Source organism: Paraniabella ginsengisoli (assembly GCF_022513635.1).
Lineage (GTDB): Bacteria > Bacteroidota > Bacteroidia > Chitinophagales > Chitinophagaceae > Niabella > Niabella ginsengisoli.
Window position 1 is genome coordinate 596,276 of sequence record NZ_JAKWBL010000001.1, and the last position, 23,545, is coordinate 619,820.

General features: G+C 38.5%; 25 protein-coding genes and 1 pseudogene. 9 read left to right on the forward strand and 17 right to left on the reverse strand.

Annotated features, from left to right (window positions below; translation table 11 throughout):
• Positions 1–118: 118 nt before the first annotated feature.
• The 4 genes from MKP09_RS03315 to MKP09_RS03330 all read left to right on the forward strand — a co-directional run bounded on the left by MKP09_RS03315 (position 119) and on the right by MKP09_RS03330 (position 6,440).
• Entirely contained in the window at positions 119–1,678 is a 1,560-nt protein-coding gene (locus MKP09_RS03315) for a RagB/SusD family nutrient uptake outer membrane protein (protein ID WP_240826422.1), read from the forward strand.
• 27 nt (positions 1,679–1,705) lie between these two features.
• Positions 1,706–3,550, forward strand: coding sequence for an arylsulfatase (locus tag MKP09_RS03320; protein ID WP_240826423.1), 1,845 nt, complete (start codon positions 1,706–1,708; stop codon positions 3,548–3,550).
• Positions 3,551–3,712: 162 nt separating this feature from the next.
• Positions 3,713–4,804: a sterol desaturase family protein gene (locus tag MKP09_RS03325; protein ID WP_240826424.1), complete on the forward strand. Its 1,092-nt coding sequence runs from the start codon at positions 3,713–3,715 to the stop codon at positions 4,802–4,804.
• A 10-nt stretch (positions 4,805–4,814) separates the two neighbouring features.
• Complete coding sequence (locus MKP09_RS03330; RefSeq protein WP_240826425.1) at positions 4,815–6,440, forward strand: arylsulfatase; 1,626 nt, start codon at positions 4,815–4,817, stop codon at positions 6,438–6,440.
• 59 nt (positions 6,441–6,499) lie between these two features.
• Here MKP09_RS03330 and MKP09_RS03335 read toward each other — a convergent pair whose 3' ends face one another.
• The 15 genes from MKP09_RS03335 to MKP09_RS03400 all read right to left on the reverse strand — a co-directional run bounded on the left by MKP09_RS03335 (position 6,500) and on the right by MKP09_RS03400 (position 16,265).
• Positions 6,500–7,639 (reverse strand): glycoside hydrolase family protein, encoded by a 1,140-nt coding sequence (locus MKP09_RS03335; protein ID WP_240826426.1) that lies wholly within the window; start codon positions 7,637–7,639, stop codon positions 6,500–6,502.
• Positions 7,640–7,698: 59 nt separating this feature from the next.
• Complete coding sequence (locus MKP09_RS03340) at positions 7,699–8,754, reverse strand: DUF2264 domain-containing protein (protein WP_240826427.1); 1,056 nt, start codon at positions 8,752–8,754, stop codon at positions 7,699–7,701.
• Positions 8,721–8,954, reverse strand: a complete 234-nt coding sequence (locus tag MKP09_RS03345; protein ID WP_240826428.1) for a hypothetical protein — start codon at positions 8,952–8,954, stop codon at positions 8,721–8,723. Before MKP09_RS03345 ends, MKP09_RS03340 begins: the two co-directional genes overlap by 34 nt.
• 193 nt (positions 8,955–9,147) lie before the next feature.
• Positions 9,148–9,531: a hypothetical protein gene (locus tag MKP09_RS03350; protein ID WP_240826429.1), complete on the reverse strand. Its 384-nt coding sequence runs from the start codon at positions 9,529–9,531 to the stop codon at positions 9,148–9,150.
• Positions 9,528–10,169, reverse strand: a complete 642-nt coding sequence (locus MKP09_RS03355) for a glycoside hydrolase family 88 protein (protein WP_240826430.1) — start codon at positions 10,167–10,169, stop codon at positions 9,528–9,530. Before MKP09_RS03355 ends, MKP09_RS03350 begins: the two co-directional genes overlap by 4 nt.
• Before the next feature lie 277 nt (positions 10,170–10,446).
• Positions 10,447–10,626, reverse strand: a complete 180-nt coding sequence (locus tag MKP09_RS03360; RefSeq protein WP_240826431.1) for a hypothetical protein — start codon at positions 10,624–10,626, stop codon at positions 10,447–10,449.
• 62 nt (positions 10,627–10,688) lie between these two features.
• Positions 10,689–11,537, reverse strand: coding sequence for an alpha-L-fucosidase (locus MKP09_RS03365; protein ID WP_240826432.1), 849 nt, complete (start codon positions 11,535–11,537; stop codon positions 10,689–10,691).
• Positions 11,432–11,761 carry a hypothetical protein gene (locus tag MKP09_RS03370; RefSeq protein ID WP_240826433.1) on the reverse strand — a complete coding sequence of 110 codons (330 nt, stop codon included), beginning with the start codon at positions 11,759–11,761 and terminating at the stop codon, positions 11,432–11,434. Before MKP09_RS03370 ends, MKP09_RS03365 begins: the two co-directional genes overlap by 106 nt.
• Positions 11,762–11,882: 121 nt before the next feature.
• A complete protein-coding gene (locus MKP09_RS03375) occupies positions 11,883–12,239 on the reverse strand; it encodes a hypothetical protein (protein ID WP_240826434.1) in 357 nt (118 codons plus the stop codon).
• A 23-nt stretch (positions 12,240–12,262) separates the two neighbouring features.
• On the reverse strand, positions 12,263–12,646 hold the full coding sequence (locus MKP09_RS03380; RefSeq protein WP_240826435.1) for a sulfatase-like hydrolase/transferase: 384 nt from the start codon (positions 12,644–12,646) through the stop codon (positions 12,263–12,265).
• On the reverse strand, positions 12,574–13,359 hold the full coding sequence (locus MKP09_RS03385) for a sulfatase-like hydrolase/transferase (protein WP_240826437.1): 786 nt from the start codon (positions 13,357–13,359) through the stop codon (positions 12,574–12,576). The genes MKP09_RS03380 and MKP09_RS03385 overlap by 73 nt, the downstream gene beginning before the upstream one ends.
• Positions 13,360–13,481: 122 nt before the next feature.
• Positions 13,482–14,414: a sulfatase-like hydrolase/transferase gene (locus MKP09_RS25330; RefSeq protein ID WP_317235237.1), complete on the reverse strand. Its 933-nt coding sequence runs from the start codon at positions 14,412–14,414 to the stop codon at positions 13,482–13,484.
• Positions 14,411–14,890: a sulfatase-like hydrolase/transferase gene (locus tag MKP09_RS25335; RefSeq protein WP_262915097.1), complete on the reverse strand. Its 480-nt coding sequence runs from the start codon at positions 14,888–14,890 to the stop codon at positions 14,411–14,413. Before MKP09_RS25335 ends, MKP09_RS25330 begins: the two co-directional genes overlap by 4 nt.
• A gap of 252 nt (positions 14,891–15,142) precedes the next feature.
• Positions 15,143–15,523, reverse strand: a complete 381-nt coding sequence (locus MKP09_RS03395) for a SpoIIAA family protein (protein ID WP_240826438.1) — start codon at positions 15,521–15,523, stop codon at positions 15,143–15,145.
• A gap of 181 nt (positions 15,524–15,704) precedes the next feature.
• Positions 15,705–16,265, reverse strand: a complete 561-nt coding sequence (locus tag MKP09_RS03400; protein WP_240826439.1) for a DUF2867 domain-containing protein — start codon at positions 16,263–16,265, stop codon at positions 15,705–15,707.
• A gap of 316 nt (positions 16,266–16,581) precedes the next feature.
• Between MKP09_RS03400 and MKP09_RS03405 the strand changes: the two genes are divergently transcribed.
• Positions 16,582–17,031 carry a hypothetical protein gene (locus MKP09_RS03405; protein WP_240826440.1) on the forward strand — a complete coding sequence of 150 codons (450 nt, stop codon included), beginning with the start codon at positions 16,582–16,584 and terminating at the stop codon, positions 17,029–17,031.
• Between the two features lie 83 nt (positions 17,032–17,114).
• Here the strand turns inward: MKP09_RS03405 and MKP09_RS03410 are convergent, their stop codons facing one another.
• Positions 17,115–18,704 (reverse strand): C1 family peptidase, encoded by a 1,590-nt coding sequence (locus tag MKP09_RS03410; protein WP_240826441.1) that lies wholly within the window; start codon positions 18,702–18,704, stop codon positions 17,115–17,117.
• 306 nt (positions 18,705–19,010) lie between these two features.
• Between MKP09_RS03410 and MKP09_RS03415 the strand changes: the two genes are divergently transcribed.
• From MKP09_RS03415 to MKP09_RS03430, 3 genes and pseudogenes are all read left to right on the forward strand, one after another.
• Entirely contained in the window at positions 19,011–19,655 is a 645-nt protein-coding gene (locus MKP09_RS03415; RefSeq protein WP_240826442.1) for a hypothetical protein, read from the forward strand.
• A 325-nt stretch (positions 19,656–19,980) separates the two neighbouring features.
• Positions 19,981–20,714 (forward strand): annotated as a pseudogene (locus MKP09_RS03425) (YidC/Oxa1 family membrane protein insertase).
• A gap of 97 nt (positions 20,715–20,811) precedes the next feature.
• Complete coding sequence (locus MKP09_RS03430) at positions 20,812–21,468, forward strand: GLPGLI family protein (protein WP_240826443.1); 657 nt, start codon at positions 20,812–20,814, stop codon at positions 21,466–21,468.
• Positions 21,469–21,515: 47 nt separating this feature from the next.
• Here the strand turns inward: MKP09_RS03430 and MKP09_RS03435 are convergent, their stop codons facing one another.
• Positions 21,516–21,863: a hypothetical protein gene (locus MKP09_RS03435; protein WP_240826444.1), complete on the reverse strand. Its 348-nt coding sequence runs from the start codon at positions 21,861–21,863 to the stop codon at positions 21,516–21,518.
• A 226-nt stretch (positions 21,864–22,089) separates the two neighbouring features.
• Here MKP09_RS03435 and MKP09_RS03440 point away from each other — a divergent pair, with 226 nt between their 5' ends.
• Positions 22,090–23,490 carry a tetratricopeptide repeat protein gene (locus MKP09_RS03440; RefSeq protein WP_240826445.1) on the forward strand — a complete coding sequence of 467 codons (1,401 nt, stop codon included), beginning with the start codon at positions 22,090–22,092 and terminating at the stop codon, positions 23,488–23,490.
• The last annotated feature ends 55 nt before the right edge of the window (positions 23,491–23,545 follow it).

Genomic DNA, 23,545 nt, shown 5'->3' on the forward strand with positions numbered 1-23,545 from the left:
ATAAATCTTCTCACACATTGGAATGTATGTAGGCGTTCCCCGTCCGACCGGTCATCCGGGCGGGCATCCGATCATAAAAAGTCGTTCGCCACGGCGGACAAAATAAAAAATTATACGAATGAAATATATCTCAATTTTTGTAATAGCAGTGATACTCAGTTCCTGCAAAAAGTTCTTAGAAGAGAATCCTCAATCATTTATTTCTGAAGATCAGTTTTATAAAACACAGGATGACGCAATAGCAGCAATCAACGCAGTTTATTTTATGCTTAATTCTGGTGGCATACAAACACCTTATAATACGTTATTTAATACCGGAATGAATATGGGTAGCGATGATGAAGATCCGGGGCCGGGTGCTACTAGTGCAGATGTTAGATCATTATCGGTTCAGTCGCAATCTTCCTCTAATCTTCGGATCTATGAAATATGGCAACAACATTATTCTGCAATAAAAAGAGCAAACGTGGCACTGGATAAAATTCCGCAGATCGATTTTGATGAAGACCTTAAAAACCGGTTGCTACACGAAGCGAAATTTTTAAGAGCCTTGTATTATTTTAATCTTGTTAGGTTGTATGGCGGAGTGCCGCTTATTACAAGTTATCAAACATATATTTCGCCAGGTGATTATGCTGTGGCTCGTTCCAGCGCTGAAGAAGTATACGCACAAATTGAAAAGGATTTAACCGAAGCCGCATCTGAGCTTCCCGATAAGTATTCCGGATCTGACATTGGGCGTGCCACGGCAGGGGCCGCAAAGTCGCTACTGGCAAAGGTTTATTTAACCGAAGCATCAATTCCTTTAAAAAATACATCTAAATATGCCAATGCGGTAAAAATTGCAGAGGAGGCTTTGAGTCCTAAAGATGGAGGAACTGGTACTTATGGTTACGATTTGATCAATAGCTACGAACAGGTGTTTTTGCCTGCGTATAAAAATGGTATTGAGCATATTTTTTCTGCACAGTTTAAATCTAATTCTTTAGGACAGGGAAACAGTGAAGCATCGCGGCCCATACTTAGCGGGGTTCCTGGACTTAGAGGAAATTATGCCCACATGGTTCGCTATTATAAAAATGGAAATGATAATTTTTTCAATATTTATAAAATATATAATCCGAAAGATCAAAGACGTGACGTGACATTTGTAAGATATTTTACCAGTCCTACAAATGGAAAAAGATATGCGCTTCCACTTAATAATTCTGCTGTTCCTAACGATTCTACTCCTTTCTTTAATAAGCTTTGGGACCCGGATGCACAAGCTGTACCTACAGAATCCGCGTCAAATGTGGCCATTATTCGATATGCCGATCTGTTACTGATACATGCAGAAGCAGAAAATGAATTGAATGGGCCTACTGCAAAAGCTTACAAGTCTATTAATCGTATACGTAACAGAGCTGGTTTGCCTGATCTTACTTCCGGCTTAACAAAAGACCAGTTTAGGGATTCTGTCTATCTGGATAGAAGGCTGGAACTTGTTTTTGAATATCAAAGATGGTTTGATCTGATCAGGCAAAAAGATGCAAGTGGTAATGGAACTCTTTTGAAAAATTTATATGCTGTTGGTAAAACCAATGGTACGGAAAAGAATTATTTATATCCCATACCTCAATCAGAAATAGATAATAACAAATTGCTTCAAGGCCATCAAAATCCCGGATGGGATTAATCACCAATTATTAAAACTCCAAACGAAATGAAAAAAACACTTTTTGTAATTGCTACTGTAATTACGGCCATTCAATTTTCTCAGGCACAACCTACCCAGCCTCAGTATCAGGGAAAAGTTGGCAAAACCCTCGAAGAATCGAAAGAGTGGTGGGGGCCTGTACCCAAAGCTCCGGAAGGAGCTCCTAATGTAGTATTGATTCTGCTGGATGATGTTGGGTATGGTGGTGCAAGCGCTTTTGGTGGACTTATTAATACGCCTACGTTAGAAAGGCTTGCCAATAATGGATTGCGATATACTAATTTTCATACCACTGCAATATGTGCACCCACCCGCTCTGCTCTCTTGACCGGTCGTAACAGTCATTTTGTACATGTCGGCGGCTTTTCACATATACGTATGTCGGCGGGTTTTCCTGGATGGGATGGCAGGTTGCCTTCTACTTCGGGAACAATTGCAGAGATTTTGCGAGATAATGGGTATAACACATTTGCTGTTGGTAAATATGGTATAACGCCAGATGAGGAAGCTACCGATGCAGGTCCTTTTGATCGTTGGCCAACGGGTAAAGGGTTTGAACATTTCTTTGGATTCTTAGGTTCTGCCACAGATCAGTATAAACCTGATTTGGTTGAAGATAACGCACACGTTGCACCAGATGGAAGACATTTAAATGAGCAAATCACAGATAAAGCAATTTCTTATATTGAAAGGCAAAAGAAGAATGCACCAAATAAGCCATTCTTTTTATACTATGCGCCGGGTGCCACTCATTCGCCTCATCAGGTTGATAAATATTGGAGCGATCAGTACAAAGGGAAATTTGATGAAGGTTGGGATGTATACCGCGAAAAAGTGTTGGCTAATCAAAAGAAGCTAGGCGTTATTCCTTCTTACGCTCAGCTTCCTGAAAGAAATAAAAGAGTTAAAGCCTGGAACAGTCTTGCTGGTGAAGAGCAAAAATTGTTCACAAGATTTTTTGAAGTGTATGCAGGTTATCTAACATATACTGATTATCAGATAGGGCGATTGGTTAATTATTTGCGGGAAAATGGGTTGGAAGAAAATACGTTGGTTTACGTTATTGTGGGCGACAATGGCGCCAGTAAAGAGGGCACGGTTGACGGGGTTATTAATCCAGGATTTAATGACGTTGCTACTAGCGATGAAAGTGAATATCTTAAAAATAATTTGACACTTATTGATTCTATAGGAACGGCATCTGCCAAAACAAACTATCCATTAGGATGGGCACAAGCAACTAATACACCATTTAAGGACTGGAAGCAGGATGCACAATCAGAAGGAGGGACTCATAATCCGTTAATCGTTTACCATCCTAAACTTATTAAGGAGAAAGGCGGCATTCGCAATCAGTATGGACATGTGATTGATATTCTGCCAACCACACTTGAAGTAGCGGGTATTGATGTTCCGCAATATATACGTGGCATTCCGCAGGATACTATTCAGGGAACTTCACTCGCCTATTCTGTGAATGACGCAAAAGCGAAATCGAAACATACGATTCAGCATTATTACATTTTTGGTTCTCGTGCTATTTATAAAGATGGCTGGAAAGCTGGTGCAGCGCACAGTCCGGATGCTATCGACTTTAATTTTTCCAAGGGCAACGAACCTAAGAAAACGCGCTATGAGGATGATGTGTGGACATTGTATAATCTTAATGAAGATTTCAATGAGCGTGTTGATCTGGCAAAAAAACATCCCGAGAAGCTTGCTGAATTAAAGAGGCTCTTTGATGAGCAGGCTGAAAAAAACAGGCTTTATCCTTTAATTGACAGATATGATGTAAATAATAAATTAATACATCATCCAAACGGAAGTAACGAACAAGGGCCTGTTCAATAATATTCACCTTTAAATTTTATAACGATGTTATTTAGAGATATTATTCTATTGGCAAAAAAGATATTAGTTGGTATCGTTGTGTTTTTAATACCGCTTCTTGTATTCTATTCTTTATTGACACTATTTACACGCGCCTGATTTTTTTAATCAAAAATAAATTAGATGAAAAAAGAAACCATATCATCTGGAAGGCTTGTTAGAGATGGCCTGATCAGTATTTTTTTATATGCATTTCCGGTATTGCTCATGTTTGTTGTATTGAAAGCTACTGGAGAACAACCCTGGTTAGCAGCCATTGATGAACGTATTCCCTTTAAAGCTCCTGATTGGATAGAAAATATATTCAGGAATTTCAGAACCTGGGGATTGCCTGTGATTGTTGTAGCTTTAGGCATCGTAGAATTTTCTTTAGGTTTATATGAAAACCGCTGGAAAAAGAATGAAGCAATGCTGGATATTGTATGCTTTGCGATTCCTAAAATTATCATTCGTCCGGCAGTTGTTTATTTTACGCTAGCGGTATTGCCTTATATACTTCCTAATGCTGCAAATGTTTTTGCCTGGGTGCCATTTGTATGGGCGCTTTTTATTATTGCTGTTGCAGATGATCTTACACAATACTGGTATCACCGATTGCACCATCAGATACCATGGTTGTGGCGCTTTCACCGTACGCATCATTCAGCAAGTTATATGGGCATGGCTATGGCTAGCAGACAAAATATAATATATACTATTTTCTTTTCGCAGATATATTTGACAGCGGCGCTTACTTATTTAGGTCTGGGATACGCCGCATTATTTGTAGGTGCTGTAAAAAGTATTATTACTACGGCCGCACACTCCAGTATTGCATGGGATAAGCCTTTTTATAAATACAAGATACTCCATCCATTTGCATGGGTTTTAGAGCGGCTTATTTCTACACCTGCAACCCACCACGCTCATCATGCTGATTCAACTGATGATGGTATTGGCCATTATAAAGGTAATTTTGGAAATATGTTTTTCCTTTGGGATATTATTTTTGGAACCGGAATCATTACACGTAAATACCCCTCTGCTTATGGGATAAAACACTATAAAGAAGAAGAATGGTATGCACAATTTTTGTGGCCGTTGCTAAAATCTAAAAAGAAAGGAAGTGAGCTTTCCGCGGATGGGCCAATAGTAGGAGATGAATTTCCTGCTGCTGTTTCTGAAGAGTTTTCAGAAGTTGTTCCTGTTGCAAGTGTTAGTCAATCTCATCCATAAAAAAACTTTTATGATACGTATAGTTTGTAGTAAATTATTGTTGAGCTTAGTGCTTACTTTGTCGTTTGCTTCGAGTCAGGGTCAAAAGAAGCCTAACATTGTAGTTATCCTTGCAGATGATTTGGGCTTTGCCGATCTAGGTTGTTACGGAGGCGAAATACCTACTCCTAATCTTGATGCATTAGCCAAAAATGGTGTACGTTTCACCAACTTCTATAACGCAGCGAGATGCTGTCCTTCGCGGGCCGCGCTTTTAAGCGGCGTTTACCCGCACCAGGCTGGTGTAGGCCACATGATGAATGATAAAGGCCCTGACCATCCTGCTTATCGCGGACGTTTAAATAATAACACGGTTACTATCGGCGAAGTATTAAAACAAGCTGGCTATTTTACGGCAATGGTGGGGAAATGGCATGTTGGTCAGGAACAGGGTGTTGTCCTCTGGAAGCGTGGGTTTGACCGGAGTTTTAATGCCCCGGCTGGTGGCTTTTATTACAATGATAAAAAAGCGCAGCTATTTCTAAATGGCAATAAGTTGGCTAATGATACTTCTTTGTTACCTGAAAATTGGTATACAACTGATCTGTGGACAGATTATAGTTTGAAATTTGTAGACGAAGCAAAAGCCACAGAAAAGCCGTTCCTTCTATATCTTGCTCATAATGCACCGCACTTTCCTTTGCAGGCTCCGGAATCAGAGATCAACGCTTTTAAAGGAAAATATTTAGAAGGATGGGAGGCGCTTAGAAAGCAACGTTATGAGCGCCAGATAAAGTTGGGGTTAATCGATCCGGCTTGGAAATTATCGCCACTCAATCCTAATGTACCGAAGTGGGATAGCCTTAGTGAAGCGGAGAAGCAAAAGTTCGATCACATCATGGCTATCTATGCAGCTGTTGTATCGCACCTGGACAAGAGCATTGGGCGCTTAATAGATGGATTAAAGCAAAGAGGGTTGTTTGATAATACTGTCATACTTTTTGTTTCTGATAATGGAGGCAATGCAGAGCCTGGCTTTGAAGCGAGATATGAGGGCGATCAGCCAGGGGCGGCAGGTTCTGCCGTTTTTCTTGGACAAGGTTGGGCCGAAGCAAGCTGTACTCCATTTTGGGCATATAAGCATCATACACACGAAGGGGGAATTGCATCTCCGGGTATTGTTTCCTGGCCCGATGGAATACCAAAATCAAGAAACGGAAGTTTTGAAAAACAGCCTGCGCATGTTACGGATATCATGGCAACATTAGTGGATTTGAGCAATGCAACTTATCCTTCGGTTTATAAGGAGGAAGCAATTCACCCGACGGTAGGCGTAAGTTTAAAGCCAGCTTTTTTAGGTCAGCAGCTAAAAAGACAAGAGCCTATTTTTTGGGAGCATGAAGGAAATAAAGCTATACTTGATGGTAAATGGAAACTTGTTGCTGAGAATACTGAGGAATGGCAATTGTATGATATAGAGAAGGACAGGTCTGAATTACATGATCTATCAACATCGGAGCCAGAAATTGCAAAAAAGCTTTTAAATAGATATGAAGCCTGGTACCAACAAATACATGCTGAGCCGTTCAAGAAAACCTTTCCCTGGTTTTACGATTATAATAAATTAAAAAGAAAAGATTTTTCGATTGCTCAATAGACGATCAGCACTTTGATTATATCAAATCTGCGGACGGGTTATATGGGGGCAATTAGTAATTATTTCAATGGGATATGTACATTGAAAGTATTATGTTCGTTATCTACTCTCAGCGGATTTCCTTTAAAAGGGTTTTGAATAGCTGCTGCAGCGAATAGCGCGATCGGTTGTCCTTTTCTGTCTGCCACAACAAACGGCCTTTCCAGGTTTGCCAGGTCAACCTTAGAGCCATTTTGAAATTTAATCTCTTTTAAAGTGGCCAGTGTATGTTTTGCGGGTTGCCAATCAATGCCGTTTTTTGAGGTTATTAGAATTATTGAGCCAAACTGCGGGGCAAGCTTTAATGTATTAGAAAAGTATTTTGCTACTGCATAAAAACGTTTCCTTTTTTTATCATACCAAATGGATGGGTCTTCGCTTGCAGTTTCAGGTGATGTTAATACGGAGCTTACTGTTTTGAAAGGGCCTTCAGGCTTTGCTGCAATAGCCATCCAAAATGTCATGTGTCCAAAAACCGGTTTCCTCGATTTGTACATCATATAGTATTTCCCATCAGGCCCTTCTGTTACGCAAGGGTTGTTGGTTACTTCAAAAGTTTGTTTATTGTCTGGCTCCATAATGAACGCGCCTGTAGCGGATGTTGGCGAACGATCAATTAACTCTTCAATGGTTTTGGCTTTTAATACACCAATTTTTTGAGTGCAATTATATTTGAACCACTGAAGCCGCGATGGGGAGAGAGGTTTATCTCCTGTAAGTGATGAATCGAATGAGTTGCTAATAAAATACAAATAGTAATATCCTTCGAATTTGCGGATATAGGGGTTGTGAAAAGTAAATCGATCCCATCTTGATGGATCGCCTGTTCCTTTTAAAATAGTTTTTACATGGCGATAGGGGCCCGTGATGTTATCTGATACCGCATAAGCTATTTCAGAATATTTGTTCCATCCGGCAAAACCATCGAAGATATAGTTTAGGGAGTCATCTTTTTCTAATCGTTTTCCATGCGGCCATCTCGAATAAAACATATGATATTTTCCATCTTCCCCTTCTACCACACTGGCACCCCAGGTGTAATAGTTTTTAGAAATGAAAATATTTGTAGAATCGATTTTGCCAATTTTTTTGACAGATCGAGGTTGTCCTGTGCTGAAAGATGTGCCAGGAAATTGCAGAAGACTATAAGGAATAAACACTGTTTCATGTGTAATTTTTTATTTGATTTTAACCGCCTGAAATTTTGCAGCAGTTTAAATTAGTATTCCACTTTATAATCTTTTTTAAGCTCTTTGCTGCTCCATGCTTTTTTGCTGGTCCAGTCGGTATAAGGATCGGCCCAGAATTTATTGTTGGCGGGAAGGCCCAAAGGTAGAAATGCGAGCGTAGCCATATAAAGACTGCCTGTTGTTGTATAATAATCTGCCACTTCGGGTTGATGGCCGCAAAAACCTAATACCAGCCATGCGTTGTTGTCGAAATTATTGCATTTATCATACATATTATGCATTACTGCCGTTAAGCCGCAACGAACCTGAGCAGGACTTATGTTTTCCGGTAACTTTTCCATTAGCGCTATTTGTGCCAGTGCTTGAAATGCGCCGGTGCGATAAGTTATAGAGCGACCAAAAGGAGCATAAGTGCCTTCGGCGCTGATCATGCGTTCCTGCCATTCGGCATAACGAGCCATTCGTTTCACAGCTATGTCATATTCTTCGGCTTTGATCCGTTTTTTATCGAGCAATGCTTTTAGCATATCAACCAACATGGGGTGAATGACAAAGCTGTTGTAATAATCCATACTGAAATGTGGCCCATCGCTATACCAGCCATCACCTACATACCATTCCGCTATTTTTTTCTGAGCAAGTTGAATGCGTACAGGATCTGCTTCTTCGCCTACCGATAATAAAAATGTTTCGGTAATACCTGAAAATAATAACCAGTTATTAAAGCCTGCTGCTCTTGTACGTAAAGCTTTAAATTCTTCAATTACTCTCTTCTTGGTGATCTCGTCAAGCGGATCCCATAAGGATTTCGGAGCCCTTAAGAATCCATGAGCCATAAAAGCGGCATCTACAAGCGGTTGTGATTCCGTTCTGAAATTAAGATAATCGGGGTTTGAAGGATCTACAGCATTGGCAATGCCTTTTATTAATGCTGTTCGAAGTTCTTTACGCATTTTACCTTCTGCTGTATTATCATCAGGTAAGGCCAGCCAGGGAGCTACGCCAGCCATTGTTCGTCCTACAGCCTCTAAGTAAGTTACCTTAGAAGCGTTTAAGGCATAGCCTGGAGCTTTTTCAACCGGCATGTTTTTTTTAATGTACTGTTGGCTAAATTTAAAATAACCGGCGACGCTATTTTGTACAAAAGATGAGACCAATATGCTCTGTCCTGCAATCCGCCCTGTGCATAGGTTTTGTCTGTGGGTTTGATAATTCTTTTCTTTTGAGCGGTTGCTACAGTTAACAGGCATATTAATAATGCTGATAATAATATTTTAAATTTCATACTTTTTTGTTGGTCTATTGTTTTATATATTTTTAGGAATCACCCCGAAGCGTTAGCATAATTGTTTGAGGCGAAGAGGCCTTATGCAGTGCCAGGTTGGTTTTGCTTATATAGGATGATATTTATTTATTCAGTACAAGAGTGCGACGCAACATGGCTGCCATTTATTGACTGATGACTTAATAATCGTCTACTATAAATACCAGTCTTTATACCTTTTCATGGCTTCGAAGAAATAATAATCAGCATAAGTAAGCGGTACATTTACTTCCGACTTGTGTGGAAGCGAACCAACACTATGCTTTAAAAGAAAGCCGCCATTTTCGCCAGGCTTTGCACGATATTCATCGCTTGATAAAGTACGTATAGCAGTTTCTGCAACCTTTACATATTCTGTTTTATTTTTCTTTGAATATTTAGCTAGCTCCAATAAGGCAGCAGCCATCACAGCTCCAGCCGATGCATCTCTAAGCGCTTTCAATCCTTCTGGCGCATTGTAATCCCACAATGGAATCATATCGGCTGGCATATTGGGATGGTGAATCATGAATTTTGCAATTGCGTTTGCATGATTCAAATATTTTTATTTTTTGTGAACCGATACATCATAGTGTAACCATATAAGCCCCAGGCCTGTCCGCGCGACCATGCTGATTCATCTGCAAAACCCTGATGCGTTACTTTCTTGATAACACCTCCCGTGTTGATATCGTAATCTACAACGTGGTAAGAACTATTGTCTTTTCTGAAATGATTTTTTAATGTAGTATTGGCATGAGTGATGGCTATTTGCTTGTATTGCGAGCTTCCTCCGTTATCGGTAACCCAGCAAAGCTGCTCCAGGTTCATCATGTTGTCAATGATCACCGGACATTTAAATTTGTCAGATGTATTCCAGGATTGAATGGCGCGAATAGTTGGCTTGTACCGTTTGATCTGCCATGCGGCTGCTGTATCGATTATGCTTTTGTAATTTTTATTGCCGGTAATTCGATAGGCATTTCCGAAGGAACAAAAAATCATAAAACCAATATCATGATTGCCTATGTGACGCTGTGCGCCTTCCTGAAGCTTTAATCTTTTTTCAGCAAAGGTTTTAATTTCGGCATCGCTGGTCGCCTCATAAATTAACCAAAGGCTGCCGGGAAAAAAGCCGCTCGTCCACCAGCTGATCCCTGACGATTCTGATTTTCCGTCTTTAAATGTTTTCGGCATTTTATCATCAGGCGTATTTTTTCCAGCAATTTATATTGTTGTGCAGCAAGTTGGAAGTTTTCGTCGATCAGGATTTTTAGGTCTTTCTTCACCTGTGCGTTTGCAGCAAACATTGATGCGATGGAGAAAAAGAAAAGATTTTTTTCATTATAAACTATTCAGATTTTTTTATTAACGAAGTCAGTAGAGTGTCGGCATAGGTTAATTTTATTTGCTGTTCAATATACAGCAAACTGCTTTATAAAAGGTTGTCCTTTCGATGTTTTAATTACCAATCTTATTTTTTATAAGTTGCTTTTGGTACCGATGTAATAAATTTATGACCGACAGAAGAACCGCTAACAATCATTTTCCATTTCCCATTTTGAAAGCCCAGCACTTCAAAAGCTTTTACTCGTTGCCCGTTTACAATATTTTCCTGGATAGCGATGCGTTGTATTTGTTTGCCTTTAGGCACTTGAAGGTCTATTGTACTTTTGTTGCCGCTTGTACTGGCAATTGGGGTAGTATAAAGTTCTTTTATTTTTTTCCAAAAGCGGCCAACGTGTCTACATCGGCTTTAGGAAGTAAGCCATTCGGATCGGGCGTAAGCCCTAATATTAAAGTAGAATTGTGACCGATTGAACCATGATACATATCAACCAAATTTTTTACCGGATAAATATGTGCTTCATCATCTGGCTCCCAAAACCACTCGTGACGGCCTTTGTAGCCACGCAGTGGTGCATCAGACATGGCCGGCATATAATATTTACCTAGAGGATCACCTTCTTTTAATAGTTTGAAATCGTTCTTAAAAATTTTATCTGTATTTGAAGCATGGGAATAAGGATATGGAAAAGTTGACCAACACGGATAAGGCACCGTGCCTGATTCGGAACCACCCCATCTAAAGTCGGCTCTTTGTGCATTGTGATAAAACAAGCAATTGGGTTGATTTTTTTCAACAATGGGCAATACATCGGCGCCATAAGTTTTAGGATCAGATGCACCACCATCAAACCAAATCATAAAAAGATCGCCGTAACGTGTAGTAATTTCTTCCACCATTCCTTCACACATTTTCTTATAAGCCTGCTGCCTGTTTTGGGCAAATGCGCCATCGCCCTGCACTTTAAAATCGTAAATTCCCAAACGAGCATTCCAGCGAATGCCAACGTAAACACCGGGTTTGATTCCGTATTTGCGACAAGAATTTACAAAGTCCTGAAGAATATCGCCTTCCCCATTTTTCCATTTTAAAGCCTTCATGCAGTAAGGGTTTACATCGCTTTGATACAAAGCAAAACCTGTTTCATGTGTTGCTGTAAGAATAGCGAATTTTGCACCGGCATTTTTTGCTGCCAATATCCATTGATCAGTATCCAACTTTTCTGGATTGAAAATATTGTAATCAGCAATGGGGCTTGTTCGGTTATTTTTCTGATTGTATTTTTTTTGTCAAATACATGCAGGTCGTAATGAAATACAACACCTAATTCGGCTTCCTGCCATGCAATTTGAGATTGGCTGGGTACCGGTATTTGAGCATTGCTGATTAGCGCTAATAGCAGGAAAAGAACACTGGTAGTCCCCTTTATAAATTCTTTCATGATCGTTTATGATAGAATAACGTATAATTAATATTCGAAGATATTCCTATCATCTGTTATTAAAAATGGAGTATCACAAACTTATTATGGATTATGCTACGATTTTATTAGTTCTGATCTGTTACAGCTGGGCTGCAGGCCTTACTTCTTTTCCAATTGTGTTAGTAAGCCCATCACCTAATTGTTCTCTGTATTTCTGTGCTATTTGATCAAGTTGTTTTACTACATCAGCATGTTGATCTTTTATATCTCGGTCTTCGCCAGGGTCAGTACTTAAATTATATAAAGCTAACGGAACTTCCACTTCTAGTGTTTTCCCGGCATACCTGTCATTTTCGATGGTTGAAGGCGGACCGTATGTTCGTGATTTAGCAGCAAACACTAATTTCCAGCTCCCTTTTCGAATTGCTTTTAAGTTGTTTCGATCGTAGTAATAGACAAACTCATCGCGCGGATTGATATCTGTATTGCCTGACAATACCTCTTTAAAGCTTATGCCATCTATTTTTTCTCAGGTTTTTTCGCGCCAGTTATTTCTGCTAATGTAGGTAAGATATCGATGGTGCTAAGCAGTTTATTGCTAACCGTACCGGGTTTTATAAGCTTTGGCCAACTAATTATTCCGGGCACTTTCTGGCCGCCTTCCCATGCACTTCCTTTACCCTCTCTGTGTCCTCCGGTATTACCCGCATTATTGCCAAAGTTAAGCCAGGGTCCGTTGTCACTTGTGAAAATTACAATTGTGTTGTTCAATAAATTATTTTCTTTCAATGTTCTCATTACTTCACCCACAGACCAATCAACTTCTTCCATTACATCACCAAATAATCCTGCGCCACTTTTACCTTTAAATTTTTCGGAAACACCAAGCGGTACATGCACCATTGAATGGGCGAAGTATAAAAAGAATGGATTGTTCTTATTTTTTTGATAAATGATACAGCTCTGTTTGTGTAGGCCGTTGTTAACTCATCCTGATCAGCAAAAGACGAAATGACCTTTACAGTTTTATTACCGTCGATTAAAGGAAGTGGCGGATATTTTGATTTCCATAAAGATGTATCGGTTATCTTTTGACCGTCATAATCATAGTGCCACATGTCGTTAGAATAGGGTAGGCCATAAAATTCATCGAATCCGTTTTGCAAAGGCAGGTAAGGTACTTTGTGTCCCAGGTGCCATTTGCCAACCATGCCGGTTTTATAGCCTTTGTCTCTTAATACTTCAGCAATGGTTTGCTCATCTGGATTAAGTGCGAATTTTGAAGCATGATTAATAGCTCCGTGAATACTAAGCCGTGTAGGATAGCATCCTGTTAGCAGCCCTGCTCTTGAAGCGGTACAAACCGCCTGTGCTGAATAAAAGTTAGTAAAACGCATACCGCTTGCGGCAAGCGCATCAATGTTAGGTGTTTGATAAGGACCTCCGCCATAGCATACGGGATCGCCATAACCCATGTCATCCATAAAAATGATAATGACATTGGGTGGCTGAGACTCCATGTCGGCTGTTGTCTTCGATGAAGGTGCTTCCTTTTTTATGCCGGCAAATGAGGCAAAAAATAAAATTAAGGCAGATAGTACACATACTTTCTTCATAAAATCAAATCATTTATATTTTGAATAGTTTACAGGAACATCATTAGCTTGTTTTGTACCAGGCGTTGATCTGCCGTTCTGAATTATTATTTCCAGAGTTTTGGTAAGGCTCTCTACAACTGCTACATTATCAGAGGCAATATTGGTTTTCTCTGAAACGTCTTTTTCCATATCAAACAATTGAACACGAGGTGCGTCTTGTTTTTTGCTTCTTTCTCTACAGGCGCACTCCATCCTCCAGAGCCATAAGCAAAAGCCAACTTCCATTTCCCTTTTCTTATAGCAAAATTCCCGTTTATGGAATGATGGATGGTGCTCGTTCTTTGATACCTTCCTTTCCGTATTAATAAAGGTAAAAGGCTGTAACTGTCTTCACCTTCATTATGCTTTAATTGTTGATTAACAATATCTGCAGCAGTAGCCATAAAGTCAGTAAGGCAAATGGTTTCAGAAGATTTGGTGCCGGATTTAACTTTAGCAGGCCATTTTACTATAAAAGGAACACGATGTCCCCCTTCATAAATATCGGCTTTTGTGCCTTTGAAAATATAACTGGACTGATGTCCTGCTGCTTCCAATTCTTTAAGATCGGCGTTCGGTGAAACGCCGTTGTCACTTGTAAACACAATCATAGTATTGCTTTCAATGCCTGCGTCTTTCACAGCCTTTATAATTCGTCCTACCATATCATCAGTCATCAAAACGAAATCGCCATATTCATTTGTGCCTGATTTGCCCAGGTATTCTTTGGTTGGTAAAATTGGTGTATGTGGCGATGGCAACGGAAAGTAGAGAAAGAAAGGCTTCGACGTTTTGGCGTGTGCTTTAATATATGCGACTGCTTTTTGTGTAAGATGCGGCAATACTTCTTCATGTTTAAAGTCATTACCTATCGGACCTTCGCGCCAAAAACCTTTACCTGTAGTCCCCGGAATGCTGTCAATTTTAGCAGCGGTTATCTTATCATTTTCGATATAGAAATAGGGAGGGATATCAAGCGATGCAGTAATGCCATAAAAATAGTCGAAGCCAACGCTCTTAGGCCCCGCTGCTATTTTTTTGTGAAGTCAACCTTGTTATTGTCACTGTCTTTTTGCCAACCCAAACCTAAATGCCACTTACCAATGCATGCAGTTTGATACCCACCTTGCTTTAACAAAGAAGCTACCGTTGCCCGGTTATTATCAATCAACATTGAATCATAACTCCACAAAACACCGTTTTGTAAATGAGTGCGCCAGGCGTAACGCCCGGTTAATACACCGTAACGAGTAGGTGAACAAACAGCAGAATTGGTGTGCGCATCAATAAAACTCATTCCATTACTGGCAAGAGCGTCAATATGCTTAGTATGGATTTTTGAATTTTTATTAAAAGCACTTACATCGCCATAACCTAAATCATCGGCAAGTATGTAAATGATGTTTGGATGGTTAGATTTTCTAATGCTGTTGCTTTGCGCTGAAGAGCGGAATGCAATTAACCCAAGGTAAAGAAAACAAAATAGACGTAATGAACTACGGTAATTCATTCAAGCATATTAAATTTTTACAAAGGTGAAAGCTAAGCAATTGTTTCGAAATCTGTTAATTATGAGGATAGTTTATACAAACTATTGCAGGAGTAATCTATGGAACTATGGTTGACGATAAAGTGGAAAAATGATTTTTTTATGTTATAATGCTATTCACAACCTTAATGTCGAGTCGGCTATGAAGTAGGTATCATAAGCTGATCAAAGCAATATTAAACAGCCAAGTACACCATTTTATTTGCTCTATATTTATGATCTCGTATTAATGTTGCCGCTCAACCATCTTATGGCTTCCTCTATTTGCTCTTTCGGATAAACTCTAAGCTCGCCAGGAAGCTCTTTACAGGATTCGTTGGTAAAATTTTTTAATTTGTCTAAGTTGCTGATGATAACAGACCGGTTCCAAGTAGTCATATCCCTTATTGCGACCCATAAGCTTTTCATCCACCACGTTACTGAAAAATTACTTAAATCATTATCGAGCACGAGCATATAATTAAGATCTTTATGATCTTTCATATAATTCTTAATTGCGGGAATTAAAATATTTGTAAAGTCATTTGCATCAATTGTTCCAGACGCACTGAATGCCATAATATTATCCGGAACTTTATCAATCTTATCAATCATAGGTAGATTTTAAGTGTTAATATTCTTGTATATGCCAAAGTCGTACCGGAAATATTTTTTAAGTGTAAAGAAATGTTGCATTGGTAGTAAGATATTGACTTACATGCTTAATATCAGATAGAAATAATTTGGCGAATTGATTTTTACTTTTATTAACTACTTATTATCTAAGTGAAACTTCTTAAAAATGGATAGGATTGACCTTGTTTTTATGCAACTGCCTGATCATATTCTTTAGCATTATGGGAACAATGATTTTGTGGAATGGTTGAACAGGTAAGAAATATAATTTTCCAAGCAGGTTATTAAACTGTACTGTTGTTGATATAGTTATTAGCTTTTGGTTTTGATTGCTAGCAATAAAAAGCGATACCCTGAAATTGAGATGTTTATCGTCTTCACCCATTATTATTTCATTATCTGTTATGTCAAAAATTTTAAAGAGGCCGATCATGATGCCTGGTGTCCATGTTATTTCGTTAATATATTGTTCCTTGTGCTTTATTTGACCAGGCGTTTTTAGGTTTAGTTGCCTTGCGATTTTGTTTCTAAACTTTAATAGTTTATCCACCCATCCAGGTTCGCTCAAGAAAAATGCCGTTGCTAAATCTTCTGCGTTAAGATTTTGCTTTGGGTCAGCTAACTGGCTTTCAAAACTATCTAAGTAGTCGTAATTATTGGGCGTGCTTCTTAAAAGCGATTGCGGTGGGATGGTCGATTTTTGTACTAGTATCTCTTTCATTTAAAGTTGGCAAGGGTGATTGAATTTGGATCGTGTAAAATTAGCACAGACGTGTTATCATATTGTATAATAATACAGTGGCGAGACACTTTCAAAATTTATCCCATGTAATTTACAACCTTTGGTTTTGGGGTTTCGTCAAAATGCTAAATTTGGCATCGCAATTGTACCTAAAATTATTAACCATGAAATGAGCCGTAATCATGTATTATAAGAAACCGATAGTTATCGGCTCTATATTGGCAATTCTACAAGCAAAAAATACAAACATGAATAAAAACAAAAACTTAGCGGCTCTCACTTTTTTATTGCATCGATGCTTTTTCTTGCATCATGCTCTTCAAGTAAAAATGCACCTGTTGCACCACGCAAAGATTTTAAAGGCAACTGGACAATAACTTCCGCAAGAGTGGAAGGTGTTGAGGGGAAAATAAATGTTACTGCTTTTGATGATGCCCCTTTAACATGTTTTGAGGGAAGTGAATGGGTGTTGCCCAATAATGGATATGGATCATATACAATCAATGCAGGTGGTGATTGCCCCGGCGGTGCAAGACAAATTTTATGGTCGCAGCGTGTAAATGGCGGCACTACTTTATTCAATTTTAAAAAGCAAGACGGTGTAAAGAAAAGTGATTCGAAGCATATTGCTGAAGGCTATTCACTTGAAGTAACATCGTTTGCAGACAACTCTTTTGAAGCTAGAAGTCCTGTTCAGTTTGAAGGTAAGACGATCTATATTATTTACAATTTTCAAAAAAGATAGTTTAGAATAAAAGGAAAATTAAAAAGCCATCCAGAGTTTCTGAGATGGCTTTTGATTTATAAATTCTCTAATTGTAATTAATTTTATCTTTTGTCGAAAGCGACAATAGTAGCAACTGCCTGGTTAGGGCTCGCATTTACTTTAAAATATATTCGCCCATCAGCAGTAGCGGTTTGAGTTGATTGAGTGGCATAAGATTTCAAGGCGTCATTAATTTTACCCGCAAAATCGCCCTGCTTGCTATTATTTATGGCTTCATTAAATAGTGAGTAATTAATTTCTTTTTTACTTGTTACAATGGCCATATAATCTTTGTTTCCCACATTATCGGCTTCTAAAGATTGCCCTTTTGGAAACAAACGATAACCTGTGATGCCACAATAAAGAACATGCTTGGAAACCGTTTGTCCAGGTTTTAGGTAAGGAAATAATACATAGCTGCTGCCATCTGTTTCCTGTCCAAAAATGTATATATAGCACTCAGTTGAATTTTTTACTTCCATTTTAAAACGGGTTCCAATGCTTATGGGACTGGCGGTTTGGAAGGTGTTATTACCTGTTGATTTTAATTTTATATATTCTTTTGTAGCATTATTTACCAGGCCGATATTACATTCAAGTGGCAAAGATGCTACAGCAGAAGACTTTGGAAGTGGATCTATTCCGTATGCTTCGCGAACATATTCCTTGAAATCTGCGTAGCGAACCCATGCTACACCATTGTTTCCCCATTGCGGTGACCAACTGTTCATGATTTGAAAAGAACCACCGTATTTCCTGTCATCATAACCGGTTACACACATTGCATGACCACCCAGGCCAACTTGAGACTGATCGAGGCCTTGTGGTTGCCAGAGATCTTTACCCATCATGTCCTGCATAAAACTCTGCCCAACCATCATTCCAATGACCACCGGAGCATCTTTCGACAAATGTTCTTTTACAGCTCTTACACTAATCTGGTTTAAATTATCACCTTCAGTAAGCCTGGTAAATCCATGAATGGTGTTTTGCCTTCCGGCTTGTATAGCTGTACCATTTGGAGTACTGCTACAATCCTGATCTGTATAAGGGTATTGGCTTAGTGGTACGCCACCGTTAACTTTCATGGCTTCCATAGCGCGTTGTATATAAGAGCCCTGACAATCGTCGCCTAATCTTATTTGATTATAAAGATAGGAAGGGCTGAAAACAAGTGTGTTGGGGTCTTTCCCTGTGGCTGCAGCTGTTAAAATAGTTTGTGCAGCATAAGCGCTGCTCCAGGCCACACAACTTCCTTGTGCCCCTTGATCGCCGCGGCGAGGAGCGAAACGTAGCAATGATACAGCTTCCGGCAAAGGATTTTTATTAGTGTCATCTTCTAAGCCTTCATAAATTGAGGCTTTATTAAACTCGTTAGGGTTATAACTATAACCGCTTTGCGAAAATAATTGCTGTGCCATATCTCCAATGTTCATGTTTCCGCAACCCCCTCCGCCACGCCCCATAAAAAACCACAGTGCGGCACCAACCACAATTATGAATATAATGCCCTTCCCTTTAAACAAACCTAGCAGGAGCGGTAATAATGCAAATAATCCGCCGCCGCCAGATGAATTGGAGCCTCCGCTACCGCGATCATTATTATAATCATTACTTTGTTCTTCAGGGTCATCAGTCATTCTTATTGGCATAGAAATGAATTTTGATATAAAAATAAATGATGTTACACATTAAGTTGCAAATTGATTGCTGAACCATACAGGCAAAATGACTTATGTGCGGCAGCTGTCTAATATCTTTCTAAAACCTGTCAATCCTGTTGCACATTGCTTATCTTTGCGCCTCAAAAAATTACAGCTCATAATGAAGTTTGATCGTAATACCGTCATAGGTTTTTCTCTTTTGGCCCTGCTTTTTTCTTTTACTTTTTCTATAATTCCAAGCAGCAGAAGGCGTCTTTAATAGAACAAGCCCGTCAGGATTCTATTGCGAAAGCAATGCAACCAAAGTTAGATACAACAACAATGCGGTTAGATGCTCAAAAAGCTGACTCGCAATTACAGGTTACAAAAGCAGGTATGTTTCAGCAGGCGGTTAACGGAACGGAGCAGGTGATATTTGCTGAGAACAGTGTCTTTAAAATAGCTTTTACTAATAAGGGTGGCCAGCCTAAATATGTTGAACTAAAAAGTTTTAAAAATGCTGAAACTCAAAAACCGGTTGTGCTTGCGGCTTCAGATTTTAATAAAATCAGCTATGCTATTAACACAGCGGCTAACCAAAGTTCCCAAACTTCTGATTTATTTTTTAGCAATGGCAAAGTAGAACAAGGCCCTTCCGGTTCACAGGTGGTAAGCTTCGAACTAAGAGGTGGCGATAGCGCACAAACAAATACTTACATCAAACATCAGTTTATTATTTATCCCGATACTTATAAGATCGACTTTAACATCGCACTAACTCAGCCTGCACAGTTGCTTACGCAAGGAAATCTGAATTTAATATGGAAATACGAAGCTCATCAGCAGGAGTCTGATCTGGATTTTGAAAGGCAGAATACTCAGGTGGGTTATATTGAAGATGGCAATTTCGATTATCATACCATTGGTAAAAAAGCTCAGTTGAGTTTGGAAAATCTGTAGAATGGGTAGGCGTAAGGCAACGTTTCTTCAATACGTTCCTGATCGCAAAAAATAATTTTTCCGGAGGAAATATGGATTGGAGCATGCCTGAAAACAACAGCCATATCGTTTCTCAATCTACTGCAAACATGCGTATTTCAGTAACACCTGCCGCCACTGTAACTGTTCCATTTAGTATATTTTACGGTCCGCAGATTATAACATTCTGAAAAGAGAAGGTAATGGTTTAAATAAACTGGTAAATCTTGGTCAGGGCGTATATGCTTTTGTAAGGCCACTAAACCAGTATATCATCATTCCTATTTTCAACTTTTTTAAAGGTTTTGTGTCCAGCTACGGTATTATCATTGCTTTGCTGACACTTATTATCAGGTTGGTCATATCTCCATTAACTTATAGCAGTTACCTAAGTGGTGCTAAAATGAAAGCATTAAGGCCGGAAATTGCCAAATTAAAAGCGAAACACGGAGATGATCAACAGGCAATGAGCATGGATCAAATGAAGTTGTTCAGAGAGGCTGGTGTAAACCCGTTAGGGGCTGTATCCCGGCACTGCTGCAGATTCCGATATTCTTTGCATTGTATAGTTTTTTTAGCGCTAATGTTGATTTAAGAGGGGTTGATTTTCTTTGGGCGAATGACTTGTCGGCTTATGACGCGCCGATAACTTTTGGCTTCAATATTCCGTTATTAGGCAATCACTTAAGCTTATTTACAATTGCTGCGGTAGTGACCAGCTTATTGATTTCCATATACAGTATGAGCATGACGCCAGACCAAAGTAATCCGATGATGAAGTATATGCCATACATTATGCCGGTGTTCTTATTGTTTATCTTCAATAAACTTCCATCGGCACTTACCTGGTATTACACAGTATCGAACATTGTTACTTTAGCACTTCAGTTTGTTATTCAGAATTATATCATAGATCACGATAAAATTCTATCAAAAATTGAAATAAACAGGAAGAAGCCAAAAGGTAAGTCCAAATGGCAGGAGCGACTGGAGCAGATGCAGGAGCAACAAAAACAATTAAAAGACAAGCAGAAAAAATAAGAAGCAAGTGATCCGGGTTTATTTTAAACCCGGATTTTTTTAAGCAACTTATTGTTTATCTTGTAGCGTCTAAGGTTTGTTTGAACTATAATTTATAATGAAAAATAGATTTTTTCCTATACTGATTCTTTTATTCGCAACAAAACTATCCTTCGCTCAAAAGAAAGTTACGGATGCAACAATATATTACGATATTGTTGTAAGCACAGATAATAATACCCCGAAAAGGGCTGATATGCTTGACGGTGCAACTAATATCGTTTATGTGAAAGGTAACATGAGTCGCTCAGATTTTATAAGCTCATTAGGCGCTTCATCCACCATTTTTGACGAAAAAACAAGCACAGCCACTAACATAAGAGATTATGGGAATAAAAAATTTCTGATTACATATTCTCCTGCCGAATGGAAAACATATAACAAACGCTATGAAGGTGTAACGTATAAAATCGAAAATGAATTCAAGCAAATCGCCGGATATAAATGTCAAAAGGCGATAGGAAAACTTTCGGATGGTACTACATTCACTGTTTTCTTTACAAAGGAACTTATTCCCGTAAATACTAATTTTCAAACTATTAATAAAGGATTACCCGGCTTAGCCATGCAGTATGATGCATCTAAAGGGAAAGATAAGGTTACATTTACCGTTTCTAATATCGAGTTCAATCCAGTGCCGTTAGCAAAATTTGATATTCCTAAAACCGGCTACCGCGCCATGTCTTACACAGAATTCAGCAAACAAGCCAAATAAAAAATCCCGGTTTTAAACCGGGATTTTTCGTATAAATTTTTCAATGATTATTTACCTGAATAATTTCTCAATAATTCATTAGGATTAAAAGTAAGCTTGCTTAATAATGCTTTCTTTTTATTATGCTGAATGAAGTTGTTCTGTTCTTTTTGGAAATTGATATTGAAACTCGTGTAATTATTGTTAGAAGCAGATTCTGCATTGATCAAATTTCCGCCCTTGAAATACATCCCAGAGCGAAGCGAAAAAGAATGAAGTTGCTTAGATTTATCTAACGATAAACCATTTTTGGGTTTTTCCTTACCCAAATCATTGTCATTAGCCTCCCCTTCTGCGAAAGCTACCGCAGAGAAAGATAAAATAAATATGAGGTTAAAAAAGATAGCCTTTATCATAACATATAAGTTAATATAATTAAAAGACACCACAAAGATAAGAAATTTTATGACAATATATAATAAATTTTAAAATTTTGTTAACAATTGAAAAAATGGCATTTTAAATATCAAAAATTAGTTTTTCACAATTGGAGGAAAACTTAGCACGGGTTTAATTGTTTAAGTAGTATAAATTAGTAATTGTTATGGTTCGGATATATATTTTAATCAAAAGGAGGTAATTATGAAGGATTTTTCCCAGCATGATGAAGAGAAAGACCAGGAATTAAGCGAATTGTTACAGAGGTACGAAGATTTTAGAGGAGGAAGGGGCGGTTCATACATTGAAGAAGAAGCCTTTGAGAAAATTATCGAACATTTTGAGGCACAGGAACAATTTTTAAAAGCACTCCAGGCAGTAGAAATCGCAACTGAGCAATTTCCTTATTCAGCTTCTTTATTAATCAAAAAAGCCGATCTGTTATTGAATAGACGCAAATACGAACAGGCGCTTACTTTACTTGAGCAGGCTTCGATATTTGATAACAATAATATAGATATCTATATTTTGAAAACGGAGGCGTTTCTGGCACTTGATCGACAGGAAGAAGCTGTTGAATTATTAAAAGAAGCACTTGAGTTTTTTGAAGGCGAGGATAAAATCGAACTATTATTTGAACTGGCGGACGTCTATGACGATTATGAGGATTTCGAGAAAGTTTTTGACTGTCTTAAAGAAATTTTACAACAAGAGCCCGACAATGAAGAAGCATTATATAAAATTTGTTTCTGGACCGACTATACAGGCCGCAATGCAGAAAGTATAGAACTGCATAAAAAGATCATTGATGAAACTCCTTACAATGAGTTAGCATGGTTTAATTTAGGAGCAGCGTTTCAAGGTTTAAAGCTTTACGAAAAAGCAATTGATGCTTATCAGTACGCATTGGTAATTGATGAGAAGATGGATTATGCTTACCGTAATATTGGCGATGCCTATATCCGTTTGCGGAAGTACAAAGACGCGATCGAGTATTTAGAGAAGGTGTTAGAATTATCAAAACCAGAAGATGTTATTTATGAGGCGATTGGGTTCTGTTATGAGAAAATGAAGAACTATGCGCTAGCCAGGTTTTATTATCGTAAGGCGTCTCATTTAAATCCTGATATAAGTTACCTGGCATATAAAATTGCATACACATATTACAAAGAAGAAAAATACGAAATGTGTGTTAAGCAGCTCGATACAGCGTTAAAATTGAAACGTAATAAACCCGAGTACAGCATTTTAATGGGCGATTGTAAAATGCAGTTAGGGTTTACTAAAGAGGCGATTCAATACTTCTCCAATGTTGTCAGGCTTAAACCAAAATCCGCAGTTGGCTGGGAGGCGCTTATTAAATGCTTATACGATGCAGAATATTATGATGAAGCATCAAAGCAAATTGATAACGCATTAACGATGACAAAGAACAAGCCCATTTTTATTTATTATAGAGCACTTATACAATTTGCACAAGGGAAAAAGAAGCAGGCGCTGATCTACCTGGAAGAGGCGTTAATCAGCGATCCTGGCCAGTTTAAAAGGTTTTACAAATCAATCCCGCCATACTTCAACATCAACAAGTGGCAGATCTTATCTTAAAATATAAGAAGCGAAAAAGTAACAAGTAGGCATATTTTAAGGCTTTATGTCAACA

Bases quoted from the DNA above. Each gene is read 5' to 3' on its own strand.
- MKP09_RS03315 (WP_240826422.1), top strand. From the start codon at position 119: ATGAAATATATCTCAATTTTTGTAATAGCAGTGATACTCAGTTCCTGC.
- MKP09_RS03320 (WP_240826423.1), top strand. From the start codon at position 1,706: ATGAAAAAAACACTTTTTGTAATTGCTACTGTAATTACGGCCATTCAA.
- MKP09_RS03325 (WP_240826424.1), top strand. From the start codon at position 3,713: ATGAAAAAAGAAACCATATCATCTGGAAGGCTTGTTAGAGATGGCCTG.
- MKP09_RS03330 (WP_240826425.1), top strand. From the start codon at position 4,815: ATGATACGTATAGTTTGTAGTAAATTATTGTTGAGCTTAGTGCTTACT.
- MKP09_RS03340 (WP_240826427.1), bottom strand. From the start codon at position 8,754: ATGCCGGTTGAAAAAGCTCCAGGCTATGCCTTAAACGCTTCTAAGGTA.
- MKP09_RS03345 (WP_240826428.1), bottom strand. From the start codon at position 8,954: ATGAAATTTAAAATATTATTATCAGCATTATTAATATGCCTGTTAACT.
- MKP09_RS03355 (WP_240826430.1), bottom strand. From the start codon at position 10,169: ATGCCGAAAACATTTAAAGACGGAAAATCAGAATCGTCAGGGATCAGC.
- MKP09_RS03370 (WP_240826433.1), bottom strand. From the start codon at position 11,761: ATGAAAGAATTTATAAAGGGGACTACCAGTGTTCTTTTCCTGCTATTA.
- MKP09_RS03380 (WP_240826435.1), bottom strand. From the start codon at position 12,646: ATGGTGCATGTACCGCTTGGTGTTTCCGAAAAATTTAAAGGTAAAAGT.
- MKP09_RS03385 (WP_240826437.1), bottom strand. From the start codon at position 13,359: ATGAAGAAAGTATGTGTACTATCTGCCTTAATTTTATTTTTTGCCTCA.
- MKP09_RS25335 (WP_262915097.1), bottom strand. From the start codon at position 14,890: ATGAATTACCGTAGTTCATTACGTCTATTTTGTTTTCTTTACCTTGGG.
- MKP09_RS03395 (WP_240826438.1), bottom strand. From the start codon at position 15,523: ATGATTGATAAGATTGATAAAGTTCCGGATAATATTATGGCATTCAGT.
- MKP09_RS03400 (WP_240826439.1), bottom strand. From the start codon at position 16,265: ATGAAAGAGATACTAGTACAAAAATCGACCATCCCACCGCAATCGCTT.
- MKP09_RS03405 (WP_240826440.1), top strand. From the start codon at position 16,582: ATGCTTTTTCTTGCATCATGCTCTTCAAGTAAAAATGCACCTGTTGCA.
- MKP09_RS03410 (WP_240826441.1), bottom strand. From the start codon at position 18,704: ATGCCAATAAGAATGACTGATGACCCTGAAGAACAAAGTAATGATTAT.
- MKP09_RS03415 (WP_240826442.1), top strand. From the start codon at position 19,011: ATGCAACCAAAGTTAGATACAACAACAATGCGGTTAGATGCTCAAAAA.
- MKP09_RS03430 (WP_240826443.1), top strand. From the start codon at position 20,812: ATGAAAAATAGATTTTTTCCTATACTGATTCTTTTATTCGCAACAAAA.
- MKP09_RS03435 (WP_240826444.1), bottom strand. From the start codon at position 21,863: ATGATAAAGGCTATCTTTTTTAACCTCATATTTATTTTATCTTTCTCT.
- MKP09_RS03440 (WP_240826445.1), top strand. From the start codon at position 22,090: ATGAAGGATTTTTCCCAGCATGATGAAGAGAAAGACCAGGAATTAAGC.